Source organism: Azospirillum sp. P4_B5 (assembly GCF_056402275.1).
The window spans coordinates 59,744-86,312 of sequence record NZ_JBFUHT010000007.1 but is presented as its reverse complement, the minus strand read 5'-3'; the positions used below and the strand labels follow the sequence as shown (position 1 = coordinate 86,312).

At 67.3% G+C, this 26,569-nt stretch carries 20 protein-coding genes; 4 read left to right on the top strand and 16 right to left on the bottom strand.

From position 1 onward, the window contains the following. The gene (locus AC1DVI_RS07490; RefSeq protein WP_476957400.1) at positions 1-3,306 is read right to left on the bottom strand and encodes a glycosyltransferase; all 3,306 of its coding nucleotides are present in this window, start codon (positions 3,304-3,306) and stop codon (positions 1-3) included. A gap of 233 nt (positions 3,307-3,539) precedes the next feature. Next, positions 3,540-5,153, bottom strand: a complete 1,614-nt coding sequence (locus tag AC1DVI_RS07485; RefSeq protein WP_476957399.1) for a hypothetical protein — start codon at positions 5,151-5,153, stop codon at positions 3,540-3,542. Between the two features lie 782 nt (positions 5,154-5,935). On the opposite strand from AC1DVI_RS07485, the gene AC1DVI_RS07480 reads away from it, so the two are divergent. Continuing rightward, the gene (locus AC1DVI_RS07480) at positions 5,936-7,057 is read left to right on the top strand and encodes a class I SAM-dependent methyltransferase (RefSeq protein ID WP_476957398.1); all 1,122 of its coding nucleotides are present in this window, start codon (positions 5,936-5,938) and stop codon (positions 7,055-7,057) included. Positions 7,058-7,070: 13 nt separating this feature from the next. Then, a complete protein-coding gene (locus AC1DVI_RS07475; protein WP_476957397.1) occupies positions 7,071-7,898 on the top strand; it encodes a phytanoyl-CoA dioxygenase family protein in 828 nt (275 codons plus the stop codon). Between the two features lie 55 nt (positions 7,899-7,953). On the opposite strand, the gene AC1DVI_RS07470 is transcribed toward AC1DVI_RS07475, so the two are convergent. The 6 genes from AC1DVI_RS07470 to AC1DVI_RS07445 form a co-directional block, all read right to left on the bottom strand. Beyond that, a complete protein-coding gene (locus AC1DVI_RS07470) occupies positions 7,954-8,925 on the bottom strand; it encodes a glycoside hydrolase family protein (protein ID WP_476957396.1) in 972 nt (323 codons plus the stop codon). Positions 8,926-8,957: 32 nt separating this feature from the next. Further along, positions 8,958-9,620, bottom strand: a complete 663-nt coding sequence (locus AC1DVI_RS07465) for an acetyltransferase (protein ID WP_476957395.1) — start codon at positions 9,618-9,620, stop codon at positions 8,958-8,960. Beyond that, positions 9,617-10,255: a class I SAM-dependent methyltransferase gene (locus AC1DVI_RS07460; RefSeq protein ID WP_476957394.1), complete on the bottom strand. Its 639-nt coding sequence runs from the start codon at positions 10,253-10,255 to the stop codon at positions 9,617-9,619. Before AC1DVI_RS07460 ends, AC1DVI_RS07465 begins: the two co-directional genes overlap by 4 nt. Beyond that, on the bottom strand, positions 10,252-11,196 hold the full coding sequence (locus AC1DVI_RS07455; RefSeq protein WP_476957393.1) for a glycosyltransferase family 2 protein: 945 nt from the start codon (positions 11,194-11,196) through the stop codon (positions 10,252-10,254). The genes AC1DVI_RS07460 and AC1DVI_RS07455 overlap by 4 nt, the downstream gene beginning before the upstream one ends. After that, on the bottom strand, positions 11,193-11,891 hold the full coding sequence (locus tag AC1DVI_RS07450) for a WbqC family protein (protein WP_476957392.1): 699 nt from the start codon (positions 11,889-11,891) through the stop codon (positions 11,193-11,195). Before AC1DVI_RS07450 ends, AC1DVI_RS07455 begins: the two co-directional genes overlap by 4 nt. Positions 11,892-12,126: 235 nt before the next feature. Further along, the gene (locus AC1DVI_RS07445; protein WP_476957391.1) at positions 12,127-13,758 is read right to left on the bottom strand and encodes a hypothetical protein; all 1,632 of its coding nucleotides are present in this window, start codon (positions 13,756-13,758) and stop codon (positions 12,127-12,129) included. A 196-nt stretch (positions 13,759-13,954) separates the two neighbouring features. On the opposite strand from AC1DVI_RS07445, the gene AC1DVI_RS07440 reads away from it, so the two are divergent. Continuing rightward, the gene (locus AC1DVI_RS07440) at positions 13,955-14,320 is read left to right on the top strand and encodes an EamA family transporter (RefSeq protein WP_476957390.1); all 366 of its coding nucleotides are present in this window, start codon (positions 13,955-13,957) and stop codon (positions 14,318-14,320) included. 40 nt (positions 14,321-14,360) lie between these two features. Here the strand turns inward: AC1DVI_RS07440 and rffA are convergent, their stop codons facing one another. The 8 genes from rffA to AC1DVI_RS07400 all read right to left on the bottom strand — a co-directional run bounded on the left by rffA (position 14,361) and on the right by AC1DVI_RS07400 (position 24,839). After that, the gene (rffA, locus tag AC1DVI_RS07435) at positions 14,361-15,494 is read right to left on the bottom strand and encodes a dTDP-4-amino-4,6-dideoxygalactose transaminase (protein WP_476957389.1); all 1,134 of its coding nucleotides are present in this window, start codon (positions 15,492-15,494) and stop codon (positions 14,361-14,363) included. A 184-nt stretch (positions 15,495-15,678) separates the two neighbouring features. Then, positions 15,679-16,467: an ABC transporter permease gene (locus AC1DVI_RS07430; protein ID WP_476957388.1), complete on the bottom strand. Its 789-nt coding sequence runs from the start codon at positions 16,465-16,467 to the stop codon at positions 15,679-15,681. 115 nt (positions 16,468-16,582) lie between these two features. Beyond that, positions 16,583-17,659 carry a glycosyltransferase family 4 protein gene (locus AC1DVI_RS07425; RefSeq protein WP_476957387.1) on the bottom strand — a complete coding sequence of 359 codons (1,077 nt, stop codon included), beginning with the start codon at positions 17,657-17,659 and terminating at the stop codon, positions 16,583-16,585. 166 nt (positions 17,660-17,825) lie between these two features. Then, a complete protein-coding gene (locus tag AC1DVI_RS07420) occupies positions 17,826-18,797 on the bottom strand; it encodes a replication protein RepA (protein WP_476957386.1) in 972 nt (323 codons plus the stop codon). 461 nt (positions 18,798-19,258) lie between these two features. Next, positions 19,259-20,218, bottom strand: a complete 960-nt coding sequence (locus AC1DVI_RS07415) for a UDP-glucuronic acid decarboxylase family protein (protein WP_476957385.1) — start codon at positions 20,216-20,218, stop codon at positions 19,259-19,261. 140 nt (positions 20,219-20,358) lie between these two features. Beyond that, positions 20,359-22,263, bottom strand: coding sequence for an adenylyl-sulfate kinase (cysC, locus tag AC1DVI_RS07410; RefSeq protein WP_476957384.1), 1,905 nt, complete (start codon positions 22,261-22,263; stop codon positions 20,359-20,361). Beyond that, positions 22,263-23,168 carry a sulfate adenylyltransferase subunit CysD gene (gene cysD / locus AC1DVI_RS07405; RefSeq protein WP_476957383.1) on the bottom strand — a complete coding sequence of 302 codons (906 nt, stop codon included), beginning with the start codon at positions 23,166-23,168 and terminating at the stop codon, positions 22,263-22,265. The genes cysC and cysD overlap by 1 nt, the downstream gene beginning before the upstream one ends. A gap of 165 nt (positions 23,169-23,333) precedes the next feature. Further along, positions 23,334-24,839, bottom strand: a complete 1,506-nt coding sequence (locus tag AC1DVI_RS07400) for a glycosyltransferase (protein ID WP_476957382.1) — start codon at positions 24,837-24,839, stop codon at positions 23,334-23,336. A gap of 192 nt (positions 24,840-25,031) precedes the next feature. On the opposite strand from AC1DVI_RS07400, the gene AC1DVI_RS07395 reads away from it, so the two are divergent. Next, positions 25,032-26,498: a DUF2142 domain-containing protein gene (locus AC1DVI_RS07395; RefSeq protein WP_476957381.1), complete on the top strand. Its 1,467-nt coding sequence runs from the start codon at positions 25,032-25,034 to the stop codon at positions 26,496-26,498. Positions 26,499-26,569: the final 71 nt, after the last annotated feature.

Here is a 26,569-nt window from a genome sequence, read left to right as displayed (position 1 = left end):
TCAGGTGCTTTCGTTATCGAGCCAGGGTTTCGTGACGCGCGGAGGAAAGGCCAGTCCGAAATCCTCGGCGTCCAGGGACAAATTGGGGTTGTAATACGGATCCTGCGCCAGACGATCACCCCAGCGCCGGCGCATGTAATTGACCTCGCTCAGAAAACGCTGAACTTTGTCGGGCGCCGTGTCGGGACCGCGCGACGCGGACTCCAGATGGTGCAGCTCGGCGAATGGCGTCCACACGACCAGATAGCCCTGGTCGCGAATGCGCAGGCAGAAGTCCACGTCGTTGAAGGCGACGGCCAGGTTCGCCTCGTCCAGGCCGCCGACCTCCTCGAACACCGCCCGGCGCATGATCAGGCAGGCCGCGGTCACGCAGGACAGGTCCTGCGTCAATTGAGCGCGGCTGAAATAGCCGTGGGCGTCGCGGGCCAGCCCCTTGTGCCCGTGCCCGGCCACGCCGCAGATCCCGGTGATGACGCCGGCGTGCTGGACGGTTCCGTCCGCGTAGTAGAGCTTGGCGCCGACCGCCCCCACCTCGGGACGCAGCGCGTGGCTCACCATCTCCTTCAGCCAGCCGTCCCCGATCACCTCGATGTCGTTGTTGATCAGGCCGATCACCGAACCGGTCGCCTGCGCCACGGCGAAGTTGTTGATGGAGGAATAGTTGAAGGGCGCCTCGTAGCGCAGGACCCGCACCCGCGGCTCGTCCTTCAGCGTGTCGAAGTAGGCGAAGGTCTTCGCCTCCTCGCTGTTGTTGTCCACGATGATGACTTCGAGGTCGGGGTAGTCGGTGCGCTGGAGCAGCCCGTCCACGCAGCCCTTCAGCAGGCCGACCTTGTCGCGCGTCGGCACGATCAGCGACACGCGGGGCAACGGGTTGGGGAGGGCGTAGCGGATGCGGGTGAAGCGGTGGGTGGAGGGCGAGGTCTCGACGCTGGCCTGGATCCCGCGCCGCTGGAAATGCTCGGTCAGCGCGCGGTGGGCCGCCGCCGTGGCGCGCGGCAGGTCGACTGTGGAGAAGGCGGTGGACTCCGCAAAGACCCGCCAGTGGTACAGGATCGCCGGAATGTGGCGGATGCGCTCCGGCGTGGTGGCCTCCACCGCGCGCAGGGTCAGGTCGTAGTCCTGGCTGCCCTCGAATCCCTCGCGGAAGCCGCCGACCCGCTCGATCAGGGAGCGGCGGAACACACCGAGGTGGTTGACCATGTTCTGGCCATGCAGCAGGTCGAGGTTGAAGTCCGACTTGAAATGCGGGTCGTGGCGCCGCCCCCCGGCGTCGATCTTGTCCTCGTCGGAATAGAGGATGTCGGCGTCGGGATGGCGGTTCAGCTCGACCGCGACCATGTAGAGCGCGTGCGGGGTCAGGCGGTCGTCGTGGTCCATCAGGGCCACGAACTCTCCGGCCGCCAGTTCCAGGGCGCTGTTGCTGGCGGCCGAAATGTGGCCGTTCCGCTCGCGCCGGACCACCTTGATGCGGCGGTCCCGGGCCTGGTATTCGGCAAGCAGCGGGGCGACGTGCGGCGCCGTGGAGGCGTCGTCGGCGATGCACAGCTCCCAATCAGGATAGAGCTGCGCCAGCACGGAGTCCAGTGCCTCGCGCAGGTAGGCCTCCGGCGTGTTGTAGACCGGCATGACCACGGAGATCAGCGGGCGCCGCGCCAGCCGCGCCGCGTCGGCCCGGATCGCCGCAAGCTCCTCGGTATCCAGCGTGTCGTACAGCCGCACCCAGGTTGCGTAATCGGCCGCCCGGTCGCCCGGCAGCAAATCCTGGGCGACCTGCTGCTTGGTCGCCTGCCAGCCGTGCCGCACGAGGTGCGACAGCAGGCGCCGCGGGTTGCGCCGGGCGTAATCCAGCAGCAGGTGGGCCCGCCCGATCTCACGGATTGTGAAATCGGCGATGTCGAAGGACATCGGCCGGGTGGCCGGGTCAAAGCGCAGCGCGAGGGTCTTCGGCGGCAGCAGGGCGAGTTGGTTGACCTCCCCGATGGTGTCCACCGGCAGGCGGATCGCCGTCCGCTCGTCGAACCCCTGCCCGCCGTCCGCGTAGAGGAGGGGCGTGAGCGGGGCGGAGGCGTGCCGCACCTTGTAGGAGATGACGCACCAGCGGCTGGGCAGCCGCCCGAGGTCGGACTGCAGCAGGAAGGCGGGATCGCCGCCGGTGCTCTCGTAGCCGCCGTCGGCGGCCGGCTTGATGTCGCTGTGCGGCACCAGCGACATCCGGTGGACGCAGCGGCGGTAGGCGCGGCTTACCTCGTGGTAGACGTGGCCGCACTGGCGCACAGGGGCCGACAGCCTCCAGGAGGTCGAGGCGAGGATGGTGCCGATCTGCTGTTCCCGCTGCGCGAGGAGATCGCGCAACGCGTCGATCGTCCGCCCCTGCATCGCCAGGTCGCGCTCCTGCCGGCGCAGGCAGCCTTCGGCTTCGGCGAGGGCGCGGTCCCGGTCGGCGGCCTCGTTCCGGAGCGACGCGACCATGGCGTGCAGCGACGCAATCTCGGCCTGGAACACCGTGCGATCGGCTGCGGCGCCGGCGCGCAGCCGCTGTCCCTGCTCCTCCAGCTCCTGGATGGTTTCGGCCCGGACCACGCGGTCGCCCAGCCGCTGGAACAGCAGCCGGGTCGTCTCCAGCGCTTCGCCGCCCTCCGCCTGCACCGCGAACAGCGTGCGGACCGCCTCGGGCAGGTCGTCCCCGACACCGAGCACGCCGAGCCCGTGGGAATGCAGGAAGGTGAAGGAGGGGTGCGCCGCCGACAGCTCGTCCCACAGCCGCCAGACGCCGAAATCGTCGCGGCGTTCGGCGATGTCGTGGAACAGCACCACGCCGCGGCGGCTCATCTTCGGCCGCCACGCCTCAAAATCATGGCGCACCGCCTCGTAGGTGTGCAGCCCGTCGATGTGCAGAAGGTCGATCGAACCATCGGCGAAGTCGGCCAGGGCCTCGTCGAAGGTCATCCGCATCAGGCGCGAGAAAGCCCCGTAGCGGGCGTCATGGTGCGCGGCGAAGGTCCGGTAGACCTCCTCGCCGTAGTGGCCGGCCTGCGGGTCGCCGGCCCAGGTGTCGACGGCGGAGCAGGCCGTCGGCAGGCCAAGATGCTGCACCGCTTGGCAGAAGGCGGCATAGGAGTTGCCGCTGTGGGTCCCAAGCTCGACGAAACGCGCCGGACGCAGCACGTCCATGATCCAGAAGGCGAAGGGCGTATGGCCAAGCCAGGGCGGGGGGTCTGTGACGAGATCAGGGTCAAGCAGGCTGATCGGTCGGAACAGGCGGCCCGGATTATCAGATCCCGGAGCCTTCACGTACAAATCCACAATCGCCTCTTGTCTTGCCTCGTCCGACATCACCGCCGGAACTCCATGGCTTGTCTGGAAATGACGAACAGATATCCTTTATGAAGAAGCATGCTGTCAAACCCGATTACCCGAGGCCATGCCCCCGCCCCGGATCGGCGGCAGAGATACGCTGGCACACTTGAGAATGCAAGGCGAACGCCTGTGTTCTTGCCCTGGCCCGATCCGCCCGGCCGGCCCCGCGGATCGGCGCCTCAGGGGCCGGTCACGTCGAAGGGAACGGGCTCCGTCCGCAGGCCGGCGGCCGGATCCACCACCTCCAGCCAATGCCGCCCCGGTGCGTCGATCCGGTCGGCCGGGACCAGGGCCGACACCACGTCGCCGGCCACCGTGCTCACCAGCGGCACGCCGTCGAACCGCACCTGGGCCGCGCCGCTGAGGCCGGAGACCGACAGCCAGAGCGCCGAACGGCCGTCGGGCTGCCGGTTGAACGGCACGCCGGCCGGGGTCGCGGTCGGGCCATAGGCCTTGACCTGGACGATCCGGGCCTGCCCAGCCGCCTGCTCCAGGATGTAGGCCGTGCCTCCGGGGATCGGGACGACGATGCGGTAGCGCTCGCGCACGACGTCCATGTAGCGCGCCGCCCAGACCGCGAAGCGCGAGGCGTCCGTCTCGTTGGGCGCCCAGTCCTGGACGATGATGACCGGGGGCCGCACGGACGCCGTCAGGGCGATCGCCTGGTCGATCCAGCCCGGACGGATGTTCGGCGTGTTGTCGTCGACGTAATGCTCTTTGAACAGCATCCGCCGTTCCGCCATGAAGGCGTATCCAGGGCAGTAGGGAACGCAGACGATGCGGTCGTCCGGTCCGGAATTGGCGCGGATGATGCGGTTGATCGTCTCGTACTGCTGCTTTTCCGCCGCGGACACCGTGACGTCGATGCCGGGGCCGATGCTCATCCGCACGTCGCGGCCCTGGCGCTGCGCCAGGACGCCGACTCCCGGCACCTGGACGCCGTGCAGGACGAACAGCCCGGCCTGCGCCGCCAGGACGAACAAGACGGCCCCGCCCGCCGCCCGCCCCGCTCCGGTCTTGCGGAGCCCCGGCGCGGACAGCAACCGGACGGCGGCAACCGCGGCCAGCAGCAGGTAAGCGTGCATGAAGGTCGCGAAATGGATCCAGCCCGGCCGGAAGAGGGCGAAGATCGGCCACTGGCTGCCGGCGATCATCAGGACCGCCACGTTCATGAGGTTTTCCTGCGCGTCACCCGGACGCCGGATCCAGCGCCATACGACGTAGGCCGCGAACGCGGCGAGGCCGAGCATGGTCGAGTAGATCAGGAAGGCGAAGACCCGGTCGCCGGCGTCGCTCCCGAACAGCGCCGACACCGGCAGGATGCGCAGGAAGCCCGCGTCGGAAGCCTTGCCGCCAACCATGTTCGACAGGCTGGGCGATTCCAGGATGAAGTAGAAGATGCGGCGCGGGTAGGTCAGGTAATCGTCGAGGACGGCCGGCAGATACCCGTGCAGGCGGGCGTGGAGGAAGAGGGGCGCCATGGTCGCGGCGATGGCCGCCACCATCAGAAGGCTGGAGCGGAGAAGGCCGAGCAGACGCCCCACAATCGTGCCGTGAGCGTACCAGCAGCGCAGGGCCAGAAGCCCCCAGAGACAGAGCACGAAGAAATACCCGAAATCCGGCCGGAGCATGAAGGTGATCCCGACCGCCATCGATGCGAGCAGCAATTCCCGACCATCGCGCCCGACCGGAGCCCGCGCCAGCAACACCAAGGCGGCCAGATTGAGGCCGAGAGAGAGGGAGCGCACCGCCGATGCGGAGAAGGGGGGCACCAGGACAAAGATGACCGCCACCAGCAGAGACACCCAAACCCGCTTGGTCGCGAGATAAGTACCAAGGAACAAAAGGCACGAGACCAAGAAAATAACAGTGTACAGCGTCAACAGGATCGCGTTGTAGTCGACACCAGTGACCTTGAAAACAGCTGCGCCGATCGCGTACCAGAGCACCCCGTACCCGACGAAATCGCCAGGAACCGCACCACGATGCATCTCGTAAACAGTTTGTGCATAAGAACCAACATCACCCCACTCAAATCCATAATTAAAGAAACTGCCAAACACTAAAAAAGATATCAAAGTGATTACCGGCAGAAACATAAAGCAATGGCACTTCTTTCCAGTCCCATTGATACGCGCAAGTACGGCCTGCAGCATGGATTCCTCTAAATATCACCGGCAACGAGCCCATCAAGCCTGCCAGATTTTGATTGAAAACTGGCATGCCCGAAGCCCGTGATGCATCGGCGGGGTGGGAAAAGCCAGGACCGGTTCACGCTCTCGACCGGGGAGATTTACCTTTCTTTCGAGCGCCCTTCAACCACGGCCTCTCCACCGAAACGGGCTGGAACGGTCACCAGGGTCCGGTTGATCGCCCGGCGCCTTGGTTGATCGACTGTCGCCGGTGCTCGTATAGTGTCTGGCCCTCAGACTTGGATGAACGTCGATATGCGCAATTTCCGTAGGCAATGGGCACCCCGCACCGCGTGTACATCCGCATGACGACACGCACGGGCACACCGAATTCATGCCCGGCCTGCGCCTCGATGCACGCTGAAGGGCTGCCGATTCCTGTCATGGACCGCGCCATGCTGAGCGACGGGCGCATCCATTCCAGTCCTCTCGACAAGATGCGGTGCACCGCTTGCGGCCTCATCCGCCACAGGCGTCGCCTGGGACCCGAAGAGGTCGCCGCCATTTATGGCTTTGAATACAGCCTGCCTGCGATGACCGGCAGCGCAGAGGACATGCGCGGACAGGCTTATGCCGATGTGATCGCCAACGTCGTGGCTCCCCTCGGAGCCGGCGCACGCCTGCTCGACGTCGGCTGCGGATCAGGCGCCATGCTCTCGGCCCTGCTTGCCAGAAACGAACTGATCCACGCCGTCGGCATTGATCCTGCCCAGCCGCGGCCCCGCACCGGCGCGGGTGGCAGACTGCAACTGCTGCGCGGCCTGCCGGAGCAGCTTTTGGACGGCCGCGACACCTTCGATGCCGTCGTATCGATCAACACCATCGAGCATGCGGCCGATCCGGTCGCGTTTCTGGAAACCCTGAGGCGCCTCCTGCGGCCCACGAGCCCAAGCGCCTCCGGAAACATCGTGATCGTCTGCCCGGCGGCCACGCCGGCCAATAATGAACTCCTCTTTTACGATCACTTGTGGACGATCACGCCCGCGGCGATGGCGTGCTTCACAGCCAAGGCCGGCTTACACCTCCAGGCGCACCGCCCCTTGAGCGGGCCGCTTGCGGGCTTTCAGCTTTTTGTTCTGGCGGCTGATGCCGCCGCTGACAGAACCGGGCCGAACGCGTTCAAGCAGGACGCCGCCACACCGGGCAATGGGACGGCCGAAGACGCGGCAGCCTATCTCCAGGCTTGGCAAAACCTCGATGGCTGCTTTGCCGACGATATCCGAAGGCTTGGGCGGCCGGTTCAAATGTTTGGCGCCGGACAGATGGCCGCGCTTCTGCGCGCTTACGCACCACGCAGCTGGGCATGCGTCGAGCGGCTTGTGCTCGACCATCCGCAGGAAGCCTGGCCGCTGGACCGGGCGGTCGCCCCGTACGCCGGCAGCGACCACGCATCCGGTTGGATAACCCTTGTCGCCGTGCATCCGGCGGCCCAGAATGCCGTCGCCGCAAGAATTCTCGCCGATGGCGGTCTGCCTTTGGCCTTGCCCCCGTCGATTCGCCATTGATCCAGGAGACGAGATGACCGGACACATCGCCCAGAGCTACGGGATCCGTGAACGCGTCCCGGTCGAGAACGCGGTTGATGCCGCGGTCGAGTCTCTGCGGACCCTTGGTTACGCGCTTGTCGACGGCGGGTATGACGAGGCCGAACTCGCTGCCTTTTCCCAAGCCTTCGACAACGCCCATGCCGCCGCCCATGCGGCGGCCGGTGGGCGCAAGGCGCTTGAGCCCATCGACGAGCACAACACGGTTCGCGTGCCCTTCGCCTACGACCGTCGCCTGCTCGCCCTCGCGCTCAACCCGCGCATCCGGGAGATCACCGCCCGCCTTATCGGCGGCTACCAAGTGCTCTCACAGCAAAACGGCATCATCAACCCACCCAACCTCCAGCCCTACAATCAGGCGGCCTGGCACCGGGACCTTCCGTACCAGCACGTCGTCTTCTCGCGTCCGCTGGCGATCAATGCCCTGTTCTGCCTGGACGAATTCACGATGGACAACGGGGCGACGCTGGTCCTGCCGGCCACGCACAAACAGGAGGAGTTCCCGTCCGGACACTTCGTCGAGCGGTGCGCCATCCAGGTAACGGCGCCGCGGGGGCACTACATCGTCCTCGACTCAATGATCTTCCACACCGGCGCCACGAACCGCACGGCAATTGCGCGACGCGCCATCAACAATGTTTACATTTCCCCCATCCTTCGCCAGCAAATCGATCTGCCGGCTTTCCTTGGGGAACACTTTACGGACGATCCCGATCTGCGCCGTCTGCTCGGCTACGAGGTAACGACGCCACGCTCCGATGCCGAGTATTTCGAGGCGCGCCGCCGGAAGCTTCAGGGTTGATCATCCGCAGGCCGATCATCGGCAGATTGGGCGGACGCCGCGCCGGCGCCCGCCGTCAATCCTCCAGGATCGCCAGGCCGAAGCCTTCGCGCCCGTAGCCGTTGCCGTTGTACAGCATGTAGCGGCGGCCCGCGTGATCGAAGACGCACGGGTAGGTCCGTTCCGTGTCCTCCCAGGGCTCGGGCGTGCCGAGGAAACGCAGGCCGTCGTCGTGCCGCTCCCAGGACTCCCCGTCGACGGAACGGGCGAAGCCGAGGGCATAGCCGGGCCGGCGCCGCGCGTACCACATCGACAGCGTGCCGTCCGGCTCGCGCAGCACGCAGGGGCGGGACACCGCGAACTCCCGGGGATCGGCCGCGCCGGCGAGCCCGACGACCACGCGGTCAGACGGCGTCCAGGTCACCAGGTCGGCGGAGCGCGCCTCCTTCACCACATGGACCATCTCCAACCCCTCCGCCCCCCAGGAGAGGTGCGAGCCGAACCACATGCGCCAGCCGTCGCCGTCCCGGATCACCCAGGGATAGCCAACGGTGAGCGGGTTCTCCCGGCTGCGCCCGACGACCGGGACCGGCGAGGCGCGCTCGAAGCTCCCGCCCCCTTCCGGATCCCCCGCGGCGGCACCGCCGACGGCCAAGCCGATGAAGTTGGTGAATGGCACGGTCCGAAGCACCGTCCAGCCGAGATAGAAGCCGTACAGCCGCCCGTCCCACGGAACGACGCAGCCCATGGTGACGCCGTCCGCGTCGAAGGCGCCCCGCGCGCCCGGCGACAGCACCGGACCAAGCGGCGAACCGAGGGACTCGAAACGATCGCCGTCCAGGCCGATGTCGATCGCCGCGACGGAGGACCGGTTGCCCGCGTCGCGCACGGAAAAGAAGACCCGAATCCGCTGACCGGACAGCGGCAGAACCGTAGGGTAGCTGGCGTGGCTGGCGGCCCAAGGGGCCTGCTGGGAACCGATGGCAAACCCACCCTGCACACGCCCCAGAGGCCGCCAGACGTTCCGGAAGGGATGGTCGTTCGTCATGCCTGCTCGATCCCCGTGGCCTGACCGCGGCGTCAGATGGACTTGAGGCGCGTGCTTTTGACGCGCCGCTCCTCCGTGTGGTCGGCCACCATGTGGACGCTTTCGGGCGCGGTGTCCTTGATGATCAGGCCGCCGGCGCCGACCAGCGTGAAATCTCCCAGCGTGACGTGGTCCCGGATCGTCGCGTTCACCCCGACGAAGCAGTTCGCGCCGACCTTCACGCCGCCGGACACCACCACGTGGGACGTGATGAACGCGTTGTCGCCGATGCTGCTGTGGTGCCCGATGTGGTTGCCGCTCCACAAGGTGACGTTGTCGCCAATCGTCACGAAGGGCTGGATGGTGTTGTCCTCCAAGATGAAGGCGTTTTCCCCGATGCGGTCGGTGTACACCGTCGCCCGCGGGCTGATGTAGCTGGCGAGCCGGTAGCCGAGCGCCTTCAGCGCCGCGCATTTCGCGGCCCGCAGCCGGTTCATCGACTGATAGGACAGCGCCACGAAGGCGTCGTGACGGTCGGGCGGAAAACGCACCGCCACCTCCTCCAGAGCGACGAGGGGACGGCCGAACCGCTCATCCTCATTGCGGTAGGCGGCGTCCACGATGAAGGCCACGACCTCCCGGCCGGCTTCCTGCGTGAAGTAGAAGTCGGCGAGTTCGGCGATGTCGCCGGCACCGAAGACAACGATGGGCCTCATGGCTTCTCCTCCGGGGCGGTGCGGACCAGCACCGTGAACTCGTACAGGCCGTAGTCGTGCCGCAGGGCCACATGGCGCCCGAACCGCCCGATGCACCAGTCGAGCATCTCCGACGGCGAGGCGTAGTAGAGCCTTGGGTCCATGCGGTCACGGTCCGAGTAGGCGGTCAGGACGTTGAAGGCGATGCCGCGCCGCGCCCGAACCGCCATGGTTTCGATGGTGCCTCGGATGAAGGCGCGCCAGTCCTCGTCCGGAATGTCGAAACGGACGTTGAAGATGCCGCTGGCGACGACATAATCGGCCTCGGCCGGGGTATCGCCCTCGTCGAACCGCACGCCGGTCAGGCTGGCCTGGACAGCGCGCGCCGTTCGAACCATCTCGGCGGAGATGTCGTAGCCATGGTACGGGTTCGCCCGCCCGGCGCGGCGCAGGTAGGCGGCCAAGGCTCCGTAGCCGCATCCAAGCTCCGCAATGGTCCCCGAGGGATCATCACCGACCAGATCCAGGAGGCGGGCGAAGCGCAGTTCCTGGCTGTGCTCATCCCGCCAGTCCACGCCACGGGCCGTGGCGCCGTGTGCCGCCAGCTTCCCATCATAATAGTCCGCGATGCGGTGAAGCAGCGGAGAGCGTGTCATTGCCGGACCTCCTCCAAAGCAGGGCTGACCCGGTGGACCGAGGCCACGATGGCGCGCGGACGCCGTTTCACCTCCAGGAAAATCGTCCCGATGTAAATGGCCAGCAGACCGTTGATGAAGGTCAGGAAGCCGCAGAACAGGACCAGCGCCACCATCACCGACGTCCAGCCCGGCACCCCGATCCCGGTGATGAAGTAGCGCGCAAACAGGACGACGATGGTGACAAGAGCACCAATGCTGACCAGGATGCCCGCCAGGAACACCCCGATAAGCGGCGCGATGGAGAAGGACGTGATCGCCATCAGGAACAGCCGCAGCAGCTTCTTGGCCGTATAAGAGGTCGGCGATCGCGATTCCTTGTGGATCGGGAATGGGATCTGGCGGAATCCGGCAACGTGCATGATGCCAACCAGAAAGATCTCCCGTTCCTCAAAGGAGAGCAGGGCATCGACATAGCGTCGCGTCATCAGCCGGGCCGTCGCGACGTCGCGCGGGAAATCCAGGTCGCTGAGAATGTCGAGCAGACGGTAGAAACCCTTGCGGCAGGACTGGTAGAGCGGGTTGCCCTTCGGCCGTATCTGGACCCCGTAGACCACGTCCGCCCGCTTCTCGGCCAGCATCCGATGGAAATCCACGGCCCAGAGCGGATCCTCCTCAAGATCGCCGTCCATGACCATGACTAGGTCGCCCGTGGCGATGCCGAGCCCCGTCCACAGAGCCTTGTGCTGCCCGAAATTCCGCGACAGGTCGACGACGACGACGTGGGGGCCGCGCTCGGCCAGGGCGAGGGCAACGTCGAGCCCGTCGTCAGGAGACCCGTCGTTGACGAACACGACTTCGTGCTCGAAACCCAGCCGGCGGGCCGCTTCGGCAGCCCGTTCGGCGAAAGGCTCGATGTCGCCGGCCGTGCGGTAGATTGTCGTGACGAAGGAAAGCTTCACGGAGACGCGACCTCGGCAAGGGGGCGGCAGTGGGCGGCGGCATCGGGGCCGAGCGCGAAGAGGACGTCGATCACCGAAACGGCGTGGTCGAAGGCGGGACCGCGCTGCGGGTAGGGGGGGTAGGGCCCGTAACCCATCCAGTCCACCGCGATCCCGGCCTCTGCGAAAGGAGCCTCGTCCAGGTAGTCGCGCGCCGAGGGTCCCGACAGGTAGCGGGTGGCGCCGACCTTGCGGCAGATGTCCAGGAGCCGGTCTCCGCGCCGCCCCTGCGCATCGAGCGCGCGATCGCGGACAACCCTCGTCGCGAGGCCGAGCCGGCGCATCAACGCGGTGAGGAACAACTCGTTTACCTCCGTCAGAAGGGTGAGACGGTCCGCCTGCTCGTACAAAGCCTTCAGCGCGGGCGCCTCCTCGGCGAAGAAGGGTGCACGCCGATAGGTCAGCTCGATGGAGCGCCAATGCTTTTCGGCCCAGGGCTCAGCGAAGCCGACCTCCTCAATCGGCTGTTCGAAGCGAGACTTCGTCACGACAGGAATGGTGAGCCAAATTGGCCCGTCGGGCGTCATGATGCGGTTTCGATTGTGCCAGTGCCGCTTGGCGTACTGGGCGCCGTCCAGGATCACGTAGAGATCCGTCCGGCCGATCAGATCGAAGAAGCCCTTCCACGGAATGTAGCAGGACTGGATGATCGACACTCTCATCGGGTCTCCGTTGCGGCTCCCGCCTTGCTGTTCTGATGGTTCGGACATGTCCAATTCCATGTGCCCCGCAGTTCTGAGCGGGCAGACCATCCCATCTGCGGCAAACCTTTCATCGAACCGTCTCTTCCTTACCGGCACACCAGATTATTAAGACCCCTTTGGGGATGCTGGCAAGCAACGCGAACGGAATGTGGGAGGTCGGCAGGGAGATTCAGAGGCTCTGCTTGGCTCAAGGCCGAACCAGCTTTGAGGGCCCGCAGCGGACGTTGTCGAGATCGAAGCGCGACGTCCGCGCCAGATATTCAACGTCAAGCGTACCGCCAAACCGCTCGGCACAGTAGGCGCGCAGCAGAGGGGTCAAGTGGCTGGACGTGATAAGCGGCAATCCTTCGGCCGAGCGAAAAGCTTGGATTACGGCATCCGGACTGCCGCCGATTTGCGCAACGGCCCAAGGGGCGAGGGAACTCGCCCCCAGCCCATAAAGGCGAAGCTTCGGCATCTCCTCCCGCAATGCTAAAGGACGGTAAAGCCATTCGAAAGGTAAAGCTCCACCCCAGACCACATACACCCGTGCCGGATCAGCCTTCCTCGACAGCACAGCCTCACTCTCCCGGACAGCCTCGGCCGCGTCGAGCGCTTGGGGAACGCGGTACCCTAGCGAGAACACCATGGCCCCTAATGCCGCCACTGTTATGACCATCTCAGGAAAAAGCGGCAAAGCGGTTTGCGGCGCGCGCGGCAACATGGCCACCGCGACACAGGCCAGCACGACTAACGGCGGATAATAAATGCGTGAGACGCCGAGCCGCCCGCCAGCTGTAAGGAACAGCGCAAGGCCGACCAGAAGGAACACACCCAAGCTCAGCCGTACCAAGGCCGTCCCGCGTAGCCAGATACTGGCCACCAGCAGCAGTGATATCACCGCAAGCATGTCGGCCTCAGCGAACTGTGCCATGAGCCCGCTTAGCCGAGCAGCACTAAGCCCGAAAAAGGCGGGCAACCCCACCACTTCCAGCGCTGCGCGCATAGCGTCGGGAGAGGAGAGGCGGGTGTCCACCAGCCACCAGTTTTCCACCATTGAAAGGTCGTTCAAACTCCAACCGGCCGCAGCCAACGCCTTTGGATCGGCAGCCACACGGGGCGCGGCGTTGAAGTCTGTAAAGGCGGCGCGCAGCAAATTCTGGGCATGGTGAGCAGTCCACTCTGGCGCGGACAACAGGAGGTTCTGGTGCCATTGCGCGGCTAGAGCCAGCAACAGCAGAATTACCCCCGCCGCCCACACCCGGCGATCCTGAACCAGCGCGGGCCGCAGCAGGAAAGGAAGGGCCACTGCCGCCACGAACAGAAAGAGGTGGTCGCGCATCAGGATGCTAGCCAAACCCAGCACCGTGGCGGCCGCCAGCACCGACACGCGGGGTCGAGCCAGGTAAGCCAGCATCGCCAACACAGTAGCCAAGGCCAGGAATCCTGCAATCACTGTGAACTGCGGCGCGAAAACCGCACGGATTCCCACCGCTATAACGACCGCTAGATTCAACCGGACACGCCCGTTCAACTCGGTCAGGAAGGCGAAGATCGCAGCCATTGCCACGACTTGCGCTCCCATGAGATAGACACCGTAACCGGACAAACCAAAGGGCCAGCCCATCGCCTGAATCGCCAAACCCTGCCAGACATTGGAAAACAGCAACAGAGGCGTTGGCTGGCCGGCGATGCCGAAACCGTGGGCCATCATCATCATGGCCACATCATCGTTCGTCTCAAACCGGATGCCAAACCACCGCTCCACAAGCAGGGTAAGCATGGCAAAGGCCAAAAGGCCCAGCAGAAAACGGCGGTGCGTCGCAGTTGACCGTTCCATACCCATCACCGCTCTGCCTGCTTAACCTCTGTCAGCCTGCGACTCCCGAGCCGATGCGCTGCGGCCGGGAATGCGGGATGACCGGATCGTGGCTGGCCTGTGATCAGCCCATCGCTTCGTTTCCAGCGATGGACTTTCTGTTGTCAGATGCAGCTTCATAAGGTAAACAATCCATCCATTCTAGAAAGAGGCAATCATGGACAAGTACATATTCATCGGCGGAACCCTTCTGCTTACAGCATTTGGGCAGATTTTGATCAAGTTTCGCGCACTTACTCTTGGCGGTGCAGGGTCAGATCGACTCGCCTACTTGAAGGGGATGTTTCTTGACCCGCCAGTCTGGTTGGGTCTCGGAGGCGCCGTTTTGGCTTCGGTCTGCTGGATTCTGGCGTTGCAGAAGCTCGATGTGTCGGTGGCCTATCCTTTTATGGCCTTGTCCTTTCTGATCGTACCGCTCGGCGCCAGCATCACCTTGGGTGAGACGGTCTCACTCCAGCAGTGGGTTGGTTTCGGTCTGATTGTTCTGGGGGTTTCCGTAGCCGCGGGTGGCGTAGGGCGCTGACGAGTAAGCAGCGCTCCTGCCAACGGCCGTTGGGACAGTCTTACAGTATAGCTTCGATATGGTGGCTGGCCCGCTCGATGACGCGCTGAACAGCGTCCCCCATCTTCGGGTAGAGCGGCAGCCGAACCAAACGCTGGCTGACGTCCTCCGTTACCGGCAAATCGCCGACCGGACGGCCGAACCGCTGCCCGGCGGGAGCCGAGTGAAGCGGGACATAATGGAAGGGAGCGTGGATTTGGTCGTCCAGCAGACGGGCAATCACCTCCTGACGGGCCTCCAAGCTCGGCATCAGAAGGTAATAGAGATGCGCGTTGTGCGTGCAGTGCGGTGGAACGAAGGGAAGCCCCACACCACGATGTCGGTAGTCGGCAAAAGCTGCATCGTAGCGCATCCAATTCGCCATGCGCTCCGCCTGGATCGCGCCGGCCCGTTCGAGTTGGCCATAGAGGAACGACGCGATCAGTTCACCCGGCAGGTAGGAAGAGCCCACGTCGACCCACGTGTACTTGTCGACTTGGCCACGGAAGAACTGCTTCCGGTTGGTGCCCTTGTCGCGGATGATCTCGGCCCGGTCGGCGTAGGTCCGGTCCCGTAGGAGCAGGGCGCCGCCCTCTCCGGAGATGATGTTTTTCGTTTCGTGGAAGCTGAAGGTTGCCAAGTCACCAATGGCTCCCGCGGATTGCCCGCGGTACTGGGAACCGAAAGCGTGGGCTGCGTCTTCGACCACGGCCAGCCTGTGGCGGCGGGCGATGGCGCAGATTGCGTCCATTTCGGCCACCACGCCGGCATAGTGGACCACGTAGATGGCCTTGGTACGGGGAGTGATCGCGTCGGCAATCAGCGTCTCGTCGATGTTCAGGGTGTCGGGACGGATGTCCACGAACACCGGCACCCCCCCCCGCAGCACGACTGCATTCGCGGTCGAGACGAAGGTGAAGGACGGCATGATGACCTCGTCGCCCGGCCCGACGTCGAGAAGGATGGCGGCCATTTCCAACGCGGCCGTGCAGGAATGGGTGAGCAACGCGGCTTGGGCGCCCGTGAATTCTGACAGCCAGCTGTGGCACAGACGCGTGTAGTGCCCGTCCCCCGCCAGTTGACCGCGGCCGATTGCTTCCCGGATCAGGTCGAGTTCCCGGCCGGCGGCGACGGGAAGATTGAAGGGAACTTTCATCGGTCGCATATCCTCATCGCTGCCGGGACGCAAACGAGACCGATCGTGTTCACCTGGCCCACTCAGTTGCTTTCCCGTGTCCCGCAACCGTCCCGCGGTTTCCCCTGTATAGCCTGTCCTAGAAGGCATTCCCACCTTTTCGGGTAGGTTGTTCCTACGAACGGCGATCGGGCCTGCTTCCCGGTCAGACGACGTCGGCGAAGCCCCGGCGGGTCTTCGTGAACCACGCATAGCCAAGCCAGGCGATGACCCAGGCGGCCAGCGTGACCAAACCCCAGTCGACCAAAGACGGGAGCCGTCCCCAGAACAGCAGGTCCTTCGACTGCTCCAGGATCGGGGTCAACGGATTGAGATGGATGAAGAGGCGGAACCGCTCCGGCACCGCGGAGACCGGGTAGAAGATGGGGCTGAGAAACATCAGCACCGTGACGCAGACACCCACCACCTGCCGGATGTCGCGCAGGAAGACGCCCGCCGAGGACAGGAACCAGGACAGCCCCAGCGTCATCAGCGACAGCGGCACGAGCACCAAGGGCAGCAGCAGCGCCGTTGCCGGCGGCAGGCCCAGGAACAGCAGGTGGAACAGCAGCAGGATGGCCACCCCGATCCCGGCGTTGACCAGGGCCACCGCCAGGACGACCACCGGCAGAATTTCCAGAGGGAAGACGACCTTCTTGATGTAGCTGGCGTTTTCCAGCAGCAGGCCGGGGGCGCGGTTGATGCAGTCGGCGACGATCGTGAACAGGATCAGCCCGGAGAACAGCAGCAGGGCGAACTGCGGGCTGCCGCCGTCGCCCGTTCCCCAGCGCGCCTGGAAAACGGTGGTGAAAACAAAGGTGTAGACGCCCAGCATCAGAAGCGGATTGATGACCGCCCACAGGATGCCCAGCAGGGATCCCCGGTAGCGGGCCGCCAGTTCCCGTTTGGCCAGGCGCGCGATCAGATGCCGGTGGTGCCAGACGGTACGGAACATGGCGGACGGACCGGCGCCGAACCCCGCGCCCAGAGGATTCGCAGAGGGCGTGATCAGCAAGCTTCAGGATTCCCTTCTTTCAGTGGCGCGACCATAGCGGCCGTTGTCCCCGGGTTCAAGGGCGGGGGCTGGCCCCATCCCGCAAGGCGGCGGCCAGCCGCGGCGCGGTGACCGGAAGGGCGTAACGCTTCTCCACCAGCCGTCGGCCGGCCGCCCCCATGCGGGCCCGCAACTCCGGGTCGGCGGCCAGCCGGCCAAGCGCGTCGGCCCAGGCGTCTTCGCCCTCGGCCAGGAAGCCGTTCACTCCATGCTGCACCAGGCTGGTGTTGACGCCGACCGGGGAGGCGACGACCGGCCGGCCCGCCGCCATGTACTGGATCAGCTTGTAGCCGCACTTGCCGCGTTCCCACGGGCTGTCCGGCAGGGGCATGATGCCGACGTCGATGCGGCCCAGCTCTTCGGTCTCGCTCTCCTCGCGCCACGGCACGCAGGTCGCCGGCACCGGCAGGGCGAGGTCGGAGGCCCCGACGACCCGTAGCCGCACGGCTGTTCCGAGCCGGGCGAGCGCCCCGCCGACCATGCCGAGATAACGCGCCGTGGACGGCGAGCCGATCCACCCCACAATCGCCGGACTACCAGCCGCGGCGGGAAAGGGAAGCACCGGGTAACGCGCGGCATCCACCACCGTCGGCAGGATCCGGACGTCGGCGCAGCCGGCGCCGCGCGCCCAGTCGGCCAAATAGGGGTTGCCGGCCAGTACGATCCGCGCGTTGCGGGCGAGCGTCGCGAACTTGCCGCCGAGCAGCGCCCGCACCGGCGCCCACCGGTGGCCTGCGTAGCGCTCGAACCAAGCGTCATCAATGTCCATGACGTAGGGGACGCGGCCGAGCCCCGCCGCCGCTTCCGCCCCGAAGGGCAGCCAGGGCAGGGCTTCCTTCTCCAGCCAGATCAGGTCATACCGCCGGGACGACCGCAGCGCAGCGGCGCGCCGGGCATAGGCGGCGGCGATCCGGCGCCGGTCGGCCCGCTCCCCGTCGTAGAGCCTGCGCAGGTAATCGTCGTCGAGCAGCGGGGCTTCGGTCACCCGGAAGCCGATGTCGCGCAGGGCCGGCAGATAGGCGAGGAAGCGCAGCCGGCTGCTCGCCCCCAGCCGGCCGTAGCGGGTCAGCATCAGGATCGAAGGGTCGGTCACCGGGCCACGTCCTGATACCGTCCGTTCCGTTGAGCGCAACGCTTGGCCGTCATTGGGTGCCGGTTGGGAGTTCGGAAGGGTGGTTGGAAACGAGGTGTCTGGAATGTTGTCGCGACCGGAAGGGGGGAGCGCTTGGAGTCTTGTCGCGTCCTCCCGCAGGACGGCGTTAGCCCATGAGCTGCGACATCTTGCGCTCTGGAATGGGCGGCGGCGAGGGATGGAGGAGAAGGCCGTACTCTTCCACGTCCACCCGCGCATCGGGATAGACGGCAAGCGCCAGCTGCAAAGCCTCGATGAAGCGTTTGCGGAAATCGCGCAGTCGGGCGTAGCCGGCGCCGAACTGCTCGAACACCGCCGGCCAGGTGATGGTCGTCGACTTGTTCAGGCTGTGCAGCCGGTAGGCCAGCCAGATGTAGATGTCGATGCTCGTGCTGTTGTTCTGGATATGCCGCAGCGCCGGTTCCCAAATGGGCACCGGATGAGCCTTCAGTTCGCGGAAAAAGGCTTCGGAGAGCAGGACGCGGTCTTCCCACAGCGTGCCTTGCGGGGAATTGTGCTCCGACGAGAAATGGATGCCGCCCTTGACGATCGAATCCTTCTCGAAGCCCAGGCTGTTGGCATCCTCCCAGGCGAAGGTCAGGTTGCAGGCGGCGATGCGCGAGGCCTGTTCCCGGATGTCGCGGTAGGTCTGGCCGCCCACGGACAGCCCCATGCGGTCCAGCCAGTCGTGCATGCTCCGACCCAGTTCGACCTCGCGGCTGTCGGTCTGAAGCGCGCGGGTCTGAAGGTAAAGCAGGATCATCCGGGCCCGGCTTCCATAAGGAACGCCGTAGAGCTTAAAGCCGCCACCGCGGACCGGCAGTCGACCGGGCTCGATCAGCAGACGAATCCGGTGACCTCGCCTTTCCCAAGGTTGGTCATCCGGCAGGCGACGATGCGGAAGGGCGGTCAAGGCAAAGCCTGAATAGGTAATGCCAAGCTCTTGCCGTTCTTCCTCCAAGACCGCCGCAGCGATGTCGACCAGCGAGCGCTGATCCGGATCGCTCTGGAGTGCTTTCGCTTGCTCGCGACCAACCTGACTGATCAGGCGATGCAACTGGCCCATAGCGCGCTGTTCTCGCCGTTTGTTCCAGGTCAATTTAGGTTTCGATCCATAACACGGCAGGTTGGTGGCGGCAATTTGGAATCTTGTCGCGCAGACTATTTGTAAGGTTACTAGATTTACCTATTTGTTTGAGCGACAAGACTCCAGTAGAGAATCGCGAGTCGCGCGACAAGAGTCCAGAAATCCCGCGACAACATTCCAGGGGATAACTCGTTCCACCTGTGGAAGCTTGGGGTGACGCGACAAAACTCCAGATTTCGCCTTGCGAATCGAGGGTTTGCGCCCAATCAGGGGTGAGCGCGATTCGCAGGGCGACTCGTTCCGGTCATCGTCGAGCCATTTTCGGGCTCTGGTTTGGCAATGGCCTGGTCCGCGCTTGGCCGTGGCGGGGTCGTTTCCTGCCCGGCGAGGAGGCCGGAAGGAGCGGATGGGCACGGCGGATCGGGTGGAGAGCGCGACAAGACTCCAACCCGGCTTGTGCCGCGCGGCCGGCGTCAGGCGAAGAAGCGGCGGCGGAAATCGTCGATCGTGCGCGCCAGCCCGTCGCGCAGCGGCACCGCCGGTTCCCAGCCCAGCAGGGCCTTGGCCTTTGTGATGTCGGGGCGGCGCTGTCGGGGGTCGTCCTGGGGCAGCGGGCGGTGCTCCACGGTCGAGCGCGAGCCGGTCAGCGCGATCACTTGCTCGGCCAGTTCCAGCATGGTGAATTCGCCGGGGTTGCCGATGTTGATCGGGCCGGTGACGGCGGGGTCGGAGTCCATCAGCCGCATCATGCCGTCGATCAGGTCGTCGACGTAGCAGAAGGACCGCGTCTGCGTGCCGTCGCCGTAGACGGTGATCGGCTCGCCCCGCAACGCCTGCATGATGAAGTTGGAGACGACTCGGCCGTCGTTGGGGTGCATCCGCGGCCCGTAGGTGTTGAAGATGCGCATCACCTTGATCGCCAGCTGGTGCTGGCGGTGGTAGTCGAAGAACAGCGTCTCGGCGCAGCGCTTGCCCTCGTCGTAGCAGGACCGCGGGCCGATGGGGTTGACGTTGCCCCAATACTCCTCCGGCTGCGGGTGGACGGTGGGGTCGCCGTAGACCTCGCTTGTCGAGGCCTGGAGGATGCGGGCGCCCAGCCGCTTGGCCAGCCCCAGCATGTTGATGGCTCCGTGCACGCTGGTCTTGGTCGTCTGCACCGGGTCGTGCTGGTAATGGACCGGCGAGGCGGGGCAGGCGAGGTTGTAGATATTGTCCACCTCCACATAGAGCGGAAAGGTGACGTCGTGCCGGATCGCCTCGAAACGCGGGTTGCCCAGCAGATGGGCGATGTTCGTGCGCGCGCCGGTGAAGTAGTTGTCCACGCACACCACCTCGTCGCCGCGGGCAAGGAGGCGTTCGCACAGGTGCGAGCCGAGGAAGCCGGCGCCGCCGGTCACCAGGACGCGTCGATTGTAGCTGCGGATTCCGGCCATGCTGTCCCCCTGGGCGACGTTCTTCCGGGGCGGTTCGCCCCCAAGGGGAGGAATGCGCGTGACGGTGGCCGGATGTCCAGAGATTTGGGGGGCGGGGTGACGCCGCGCCAGCGGTCAGGCGCGGCGTCCAGAGGGCCGGTTCAGGTGCCGAGGATGCCCCGGGCGCGCAGATCCTCCACCACCCGCGTCGCGAGGGCGTCTGCGTCCTCCGCCGTGGTGTCGAGCCGCAGGTCCGGCGCGTCCGGCCGCTCGTAAGGGGAGTCGACGCCGGTGAAGTTGCGCAGGCTCCCGGACTGGGCCTTGGCGTAGAGCCCCTTGGGGTCGCGCCGCATGCACTCCTCCAGCGGCGTGTCCACGAACACCTCCAGGAACAGGCCCGCCGGGAACAGGGCGCGCAGGGCCTCCCGCTCGGCCCGGAAGGGGGCGATGAAGGCGCAGAGCACGATCAGCCCGGCCTCTGTCATCAGCTTCGCCACCTCTCCCACGCGCCGGATGTTCTCGACCCGGTCGGCGTCGGTGAAGCCGAGGTCGCGGTTGAGCCCCAGCCGGACGTTGTCGCCGTCCAGCATCATGGTGTGGTGGCCGAGCGCGTGCAACTGCCGCTCCAGCCGGTTGGCGACGGTGGACTTGCCGGCCCCCGACAGGCCGGTGAACCACAGGACCGCCGGGCGCTGCCCTTTGGCCGTGGCACGCTCCGCCGCCGAGACGGCCAGCTCCTGGCGGTGCAGGTTGGCGGCGCGGCGCAGCGGGTGCAGGATCATCCCGGCGCCGACGGTCCGGTTGGAGAAGCGGTCCACCAGAATGAAGGAGCCGGTGTGGCGGTTGGCCGCGTAGGCGTCGAAGGCCAGGGGCGCCGCCGTGGACAGGTTGCACAGGCCGACCGCGTTCATGACCAGCGTCGCGGCGGCGGTGTGCTCCAGCGTTTCCACATTCACCGCGTGGCGCAGCGCGGTGACGGTCGCCGGCATCCAGCGCGCGCCGATCCGCAGCAGGTAGGAGCGGCCGGGGATCAGCGGGTCCTCGGCCATCCACAGCAGGTGCGCGGCGAACTGGTCGGCCACCTCCGGCGTCGCGCCCGCATTCTCCTCCGGGCCGGCGAGCAGATCGCCGCGCGCGGCGTCCACCGCCTCCTCCAGCGTCACGGTCACCGCGTCGCCGGCCCGCGCGAGCGGCCGGTCGCCGTCGAAGGTGACGACGCGTGCAACCCGCGCGCGCCGCCCCGACGGCCACACCGTGACCGCGTCGCCCGGCGCCAGCCGGCCCGACAGCAGGGTCCCGGACAGGCCGCGGAAATCCGCGTTCGGACGGTTCACCCACTCCACCAGGAAGCGCAGCGGCCCCGCGAGCGCATCCCCGTCCTCCACGGCCGCCGTCTCCAGATGCTCCAGCAGGGCGGGTCCCCGATACCAGTCCATGGCGGCGGAGCGGTGGACGACGTTGTCGCCGCGCCGCGCCGACAGGGGGATGGGCGTCACCGTGGCGAAGCCGAGCAGGGCGGCGAAGGCCGCGAAGTCCTGCGCGATGGCGGCGAAGACCGCCTCGTCGCAGCCGGCCAGATCCATCTTGTTGATCGCCAGCACGACGTGGCGGATGCCCATCAGGGAGCAGACGATGGCGTGGCGGCGCGTCTGCGTCAGCAGGCCCTTGCGCGCGTCGACCAGCAGCACCGCGAGGGCGGCGGTGGAGGCGGCGGTGGCCATGTTGCGGGTGTATTGCTCGTGCCCCGGCGCGTCGGCGACGATGAAGCTGCGCCGGTCGGTGGCGAAGAAGCGGTGGGCGACGTCGATGGTGATCCCCTGCTCGCGCTCGGCCTCCAGCCCGTCCACCAGCAGCGAGAAGTCGATCCCGCCCTCCTCGTCGGTGCGGCCGCGGCTGTCGCGCAGCACCTGCGCCAGCTGGTCGTCGGGCACCAGCCCGGCGTCGTGCAGCAGCCGGCCGATCAGAGTCGACTTGCCGTCGTCCACCGACCCGCAGGTCAGGAAGCGCAGAAGTCCCCGTGAGGGAGTGGACGTGGATGCGGGATTGTGTCCGGTGCCGGCGCTCATCAGAAATAGCCCTCGCGCTTCTTGCGCTCCATGGAGGCGGGCTCATCGCCGTCGATCAGGCGACCCTGCCGTTCGGAGGTTCGCGACGCCCGCATCTCCGCGATGATGTCCTCCACCGTTTCGGCGCTGGACTCGATGGCCCCGCTCAGCGGGTAGCAGCCGAGCGTGCGGAAGCGGACCCGGCGCATCTCCGGCGTTTCGCCGGGGTTCAGCGGCAGGCGGTCGTCGTCCACCATGATCAGGGTGCCGGCACGATGGACGACCGGGCGCTCCGCCGCGAAGTAGAGCGGCACCACCGGCAGCCCCTCCGCCGCGACGTAGCGCCAGACGTCCATCTCGGTCCAGTTGGACAGCGGAAAGACGCGGACCGACTCCCCCGGCCGGATGCGCGTGTTCCAGAGACGCCACGGCTCCGGCCGCTGGTCGCGCGGGTCCCAGCTGTGGCTGGCGGTGCGGATGGAGAAGACGCGCTCCTTGGCGCGGCTCTTCTCCTCGTCGCGCCGCGCGCCGCCGATGGCGGCGTCGAAACCATGCTGGTCGAGCGCTTGGCGCAGCGCCTCCGTCTTCATGACGCGGGTGTGGACGGCGGAGCCGGAGCGGATCGGGTCGATCCCCCGCGCGACGCCCTCCCGGTTCATGTGGACGATCAGGTCCAGCTCCAGCCGGCGTGCCGTCTCGTCGCGGAAGGCGATCATGTCGCGGAACTTCCAGCCGGTGTCGATGTGGAGCAGCGGAAAGGGCACTCGTCCGGGATGGAAGGCCTTGCGCGCCAGATGCAGCAGGACGCCGCTGTCCTTGCCGATGGAATAGAGCAGGACCGGCCGGGCGAAGGCCGCAGCGACCTCGCGCAGGATGGCGATCGATTCCGCTTCGAGCAGTCGCAAGTCATCCGGCAGGTTCGGCATTGGATTCCTAAACAAACATGTGGCCTGAAAACAGACGATCCGAACAGGCGGACGGTCCGAACAGGCGGGTGGAGAGGCCGGATGAACAACCAAGACGGGCTGTTGCCGGGCTTACCGCAACGTGAGCCAGCATGCCAAGAACTTTGGCGGGTTCGCCCAGTTTTGTTACCGTCCCACCCCGGAGGGAGGGCGCAGCCGCGCCAGCAGGCCCGCCAGCCGACCGATGGCCAGCCCCGTGAGGAGGCGTGCCGCCACCCCGCGGAAGGCCCGCCCGCGCGGCGCGCGGCGCAGCAGGGCGGCCAGCAGGCGGCGGCCCGGCCGCGGCCCGGGCAGGAAGGTGTCCACCGCTGTCCGCTGCGCCGCGCTCTCCGGTCCGGCCCCCGGTGTCTCCGTCGGACCGACGCGCCGGCGCAGCGTTTCGGCGAAGGCGGCCCGGCAGACCAACTCGGCATCCGGCAGGCCGATCAGCAGGTGCAGCGGCTTGGCCAGCCGCCGGCGGGCGGTCGCCGACTGGGCCGCGAGCGCCAGGGCCGGGGCGAGGGCGAGGGCGGCGGCCAGCTTGGCGGCCAGCCGCAGGCCGGGGCGCCGCCGGTAACCCAGGCTGTTGGCCCCGTGCTGGACATAGTCGCCCAGCGACTGCGGCAGATAGGCGATCGTGCCCTCCGCCGCGGCGCAGCAGGCGATCCAGTGGTCGTGGTAGGCGCCCCGGCCAAGCGCCGGGAAGGGCAGGGCGAGCCGCAGAAGCGAGGTCCGGAACAGGCAGGCGCAGCCGGTGACGGCGTTGGCCATCAGCAGCGCATCGAGGCTGTCGTGGCGGCTGTCCAAGCCGGGCCAGAAGGTCTCCGACACGACCCGGCCGGCGCTGTCCACCACCCGCATATTGCCGAAGGCGAGGACGGTCCCGCCCGCCCGGCCATCCGCCAGGGCGCCCACCAGGGCGGCCAGCCGGCCGGGGGCCCAGCGGTCGTCCTGGTCGGCCAGGGCGACGAAGTCCGCCTCGGCCGGGACGCGGCCCAGAGCACGTTCGAAGTTGCGGTAGAAGCCGAGGTTGACGCCGTTGCGCAGCGGGCGGAAGCGGTCGTCCCCGGCGGTCGCCTCTAGGATGTCCCGCCAGTGGGCATCGTCGGAACCGTCGTCCTCGATCAGGCACACCCAGCGCTCATGCGTCTGGGAGCGGATGGAATCGACTTGCGCCCGGAACAGGGCCGGGTCGGGGTTGTAGGTGGCCATGGCGATGGCGACGAGCGGCCCGCCTTCGGGCGGCCCGTCCTGTTGTGTTCCGTTCTCCTGTGACCCGGCCGGCGGCGGGGGCGCCGCATCCTCCACGGCGACTGGGCCTGCCGGCCACTCCTCCCGCGTGCCGTCCGTCCATTCCAGCGCCAGGACGGCGCTCTGCGTCCCGCCTTCTGCGGTCGCCGGCAACGTGGCCAGCCCCCAGAATCCGCAGGCCGGATCCGGCTCGACGCCGTGGCGGCGCTGCGCGGCCTCGGCGTCGAAACGGAGCGTGTTCAGTTCGGCGGCCGGGAAGCGCGCCGTGCCGACCACCACCGCGGCGGCGCGCAGGCGGGCGCCCGGGCGGCGGGCCCATCCGGAAAAGCCCCAGACCAGGTCGCGGTGCGGCGGAACGCGGGGAGGCAGGCCGGGATCGAGATGCAGGAGGGTGGCGGACATTCCTCGGCCTTCGGCGGAACCGGCCTCGGCCTTTGGCGGAACCGGTGCGGTGGTGTCGGGGTGGGTGGGGGCGCGCACTCTAACAGCCCTCCGGTGGCGAGGCGAGGACGCTTCGCGATTCCCAAGCAAGCCTGCGTTGTGCTTCTGTCCAGCCGGGCCCGGCCCGAGGGATCACGGAAGAGGATAAGGCAGATGTCCAGCGGCACGCCCATCGGCCGCCGGCTCCCCGCGCGGGCGGGTGCCGCCGTCCGGCTGGAGCCCCTTCTGATCGCGGTACTGGCCATCGCCTACGGCCTGCTGTTCGGCGGGCTGCTTCTGGCACGGACGCCGCCCTTCGCTGGCCAGGATGAGGCCTTCCACTGGCAGCGCGTGCTGCAGATCGCCGATGGGCATCTCCTGGCGGAAACGCTGGGCCCCAACGCCTGGGGCGGGCCGATCGACCGGGCCGGCTATCTCCAGATGCTCTACCACATCGACCGGATACAGAAGCACGGACCGGTCGATCCCGTGGAAGCCCAGGCCCTGTCCGACCATCTCGCCGCCCAGCCGCGGTCCCTGGAGGTGGTGGCCTTTCCCAGCTCGGCCAGCTTCGCGCCGCTCGCCTACTTGCCGCAGGCCGCGGGCGTCGCCGCGGGGCGCGCCGCCGGGCTGGGCCCGCTCGGCCAGATGCAGGCGGGGTGCGTCAGCAATGTCGCCGTCTACGCCCTGATGGTCGCCGCGATACTGCGGGCGCTTCCGGGGGGGCGGGTCGCCGTCCTGGCCCTCGCCCTGTCGCCGGTGGCCCTGCAAAGCGCCTGCTCGCTGAGCGCCGATCCCCTGAACCTGACCCTGCCCATCCTGATGCTGGCCCTGGTCTGGCGCCTGCGCGAGCGCGGCGCGCCGCTCGGCTGGGGGGGCTGGGCCGGACTGGTCGCCCTGTCGGCGGCGTTGGGCCTGCTCAAGCTCACCATGGCGCCCTTCGCCGGAGCGGTTCTCTACCTGCCCACGGCGGTCGCCGGGGGCTCCTGGCGGTCGCGCCTTGGGCTGGGCGGCCTGTGCCTCGCCGTCGCGCTGGGCGTCGCCGTCCTGTGGAACGCCGCCTATCCCTTCGTCCCGGGCCCCTACTGGGGCACCGCCGCCGATCCGGCGGCGCAACTCGCCGGCCTGCGCGCCGACCCTCTGGACAGTCTGCGGGTGTTCGCCACCACGGTGCGCGACTGGGCGGTGATGTGGTGGCGCGACGGCTACGGGCGCTACGGCGGCCATCCCCAGCCCTGGCACGGCTACGCGTCCGACCGTTGGGTGCTGCCGGCCTTCTGGGTTCTGCTGGCCCTGTCCCTGTGCGACGGCGCGCGACGGCGCGACCTCGGCTTCGCAGCCGGCTGCCTGATTCCGGCGCCGGGCTACGCGCTGCTCCTCCTGGTGGCCTTCTGGGTCGGCTACACGCCGGTCGGCGCCGCCACCGTGGATGGTGTCCAGGGGCGCTACTTCCTGCCCATGCACGCGCTGGTCCTGCTGGGATTGGCCGCGGCGGCCGGCGCCTGGAGTCCGGCCGGGCCGCGCGGGGGCTTGCGCCTCGCCCTCTTCGCCGCCGCCCTGGCCCTGGGCGGGGCTGTGCTCATGGAGGTTCTGGACGTTTGGCGGAGTCTCTGGCCCGTCGGCGTCTGTTGCGGAGGCTGAGGCGCGTCCGACGGCCGTGGGCCATCGGAAGGGCGGCGGGAAACGGGTGGCCTGCGATGGAGCGCGGCGTC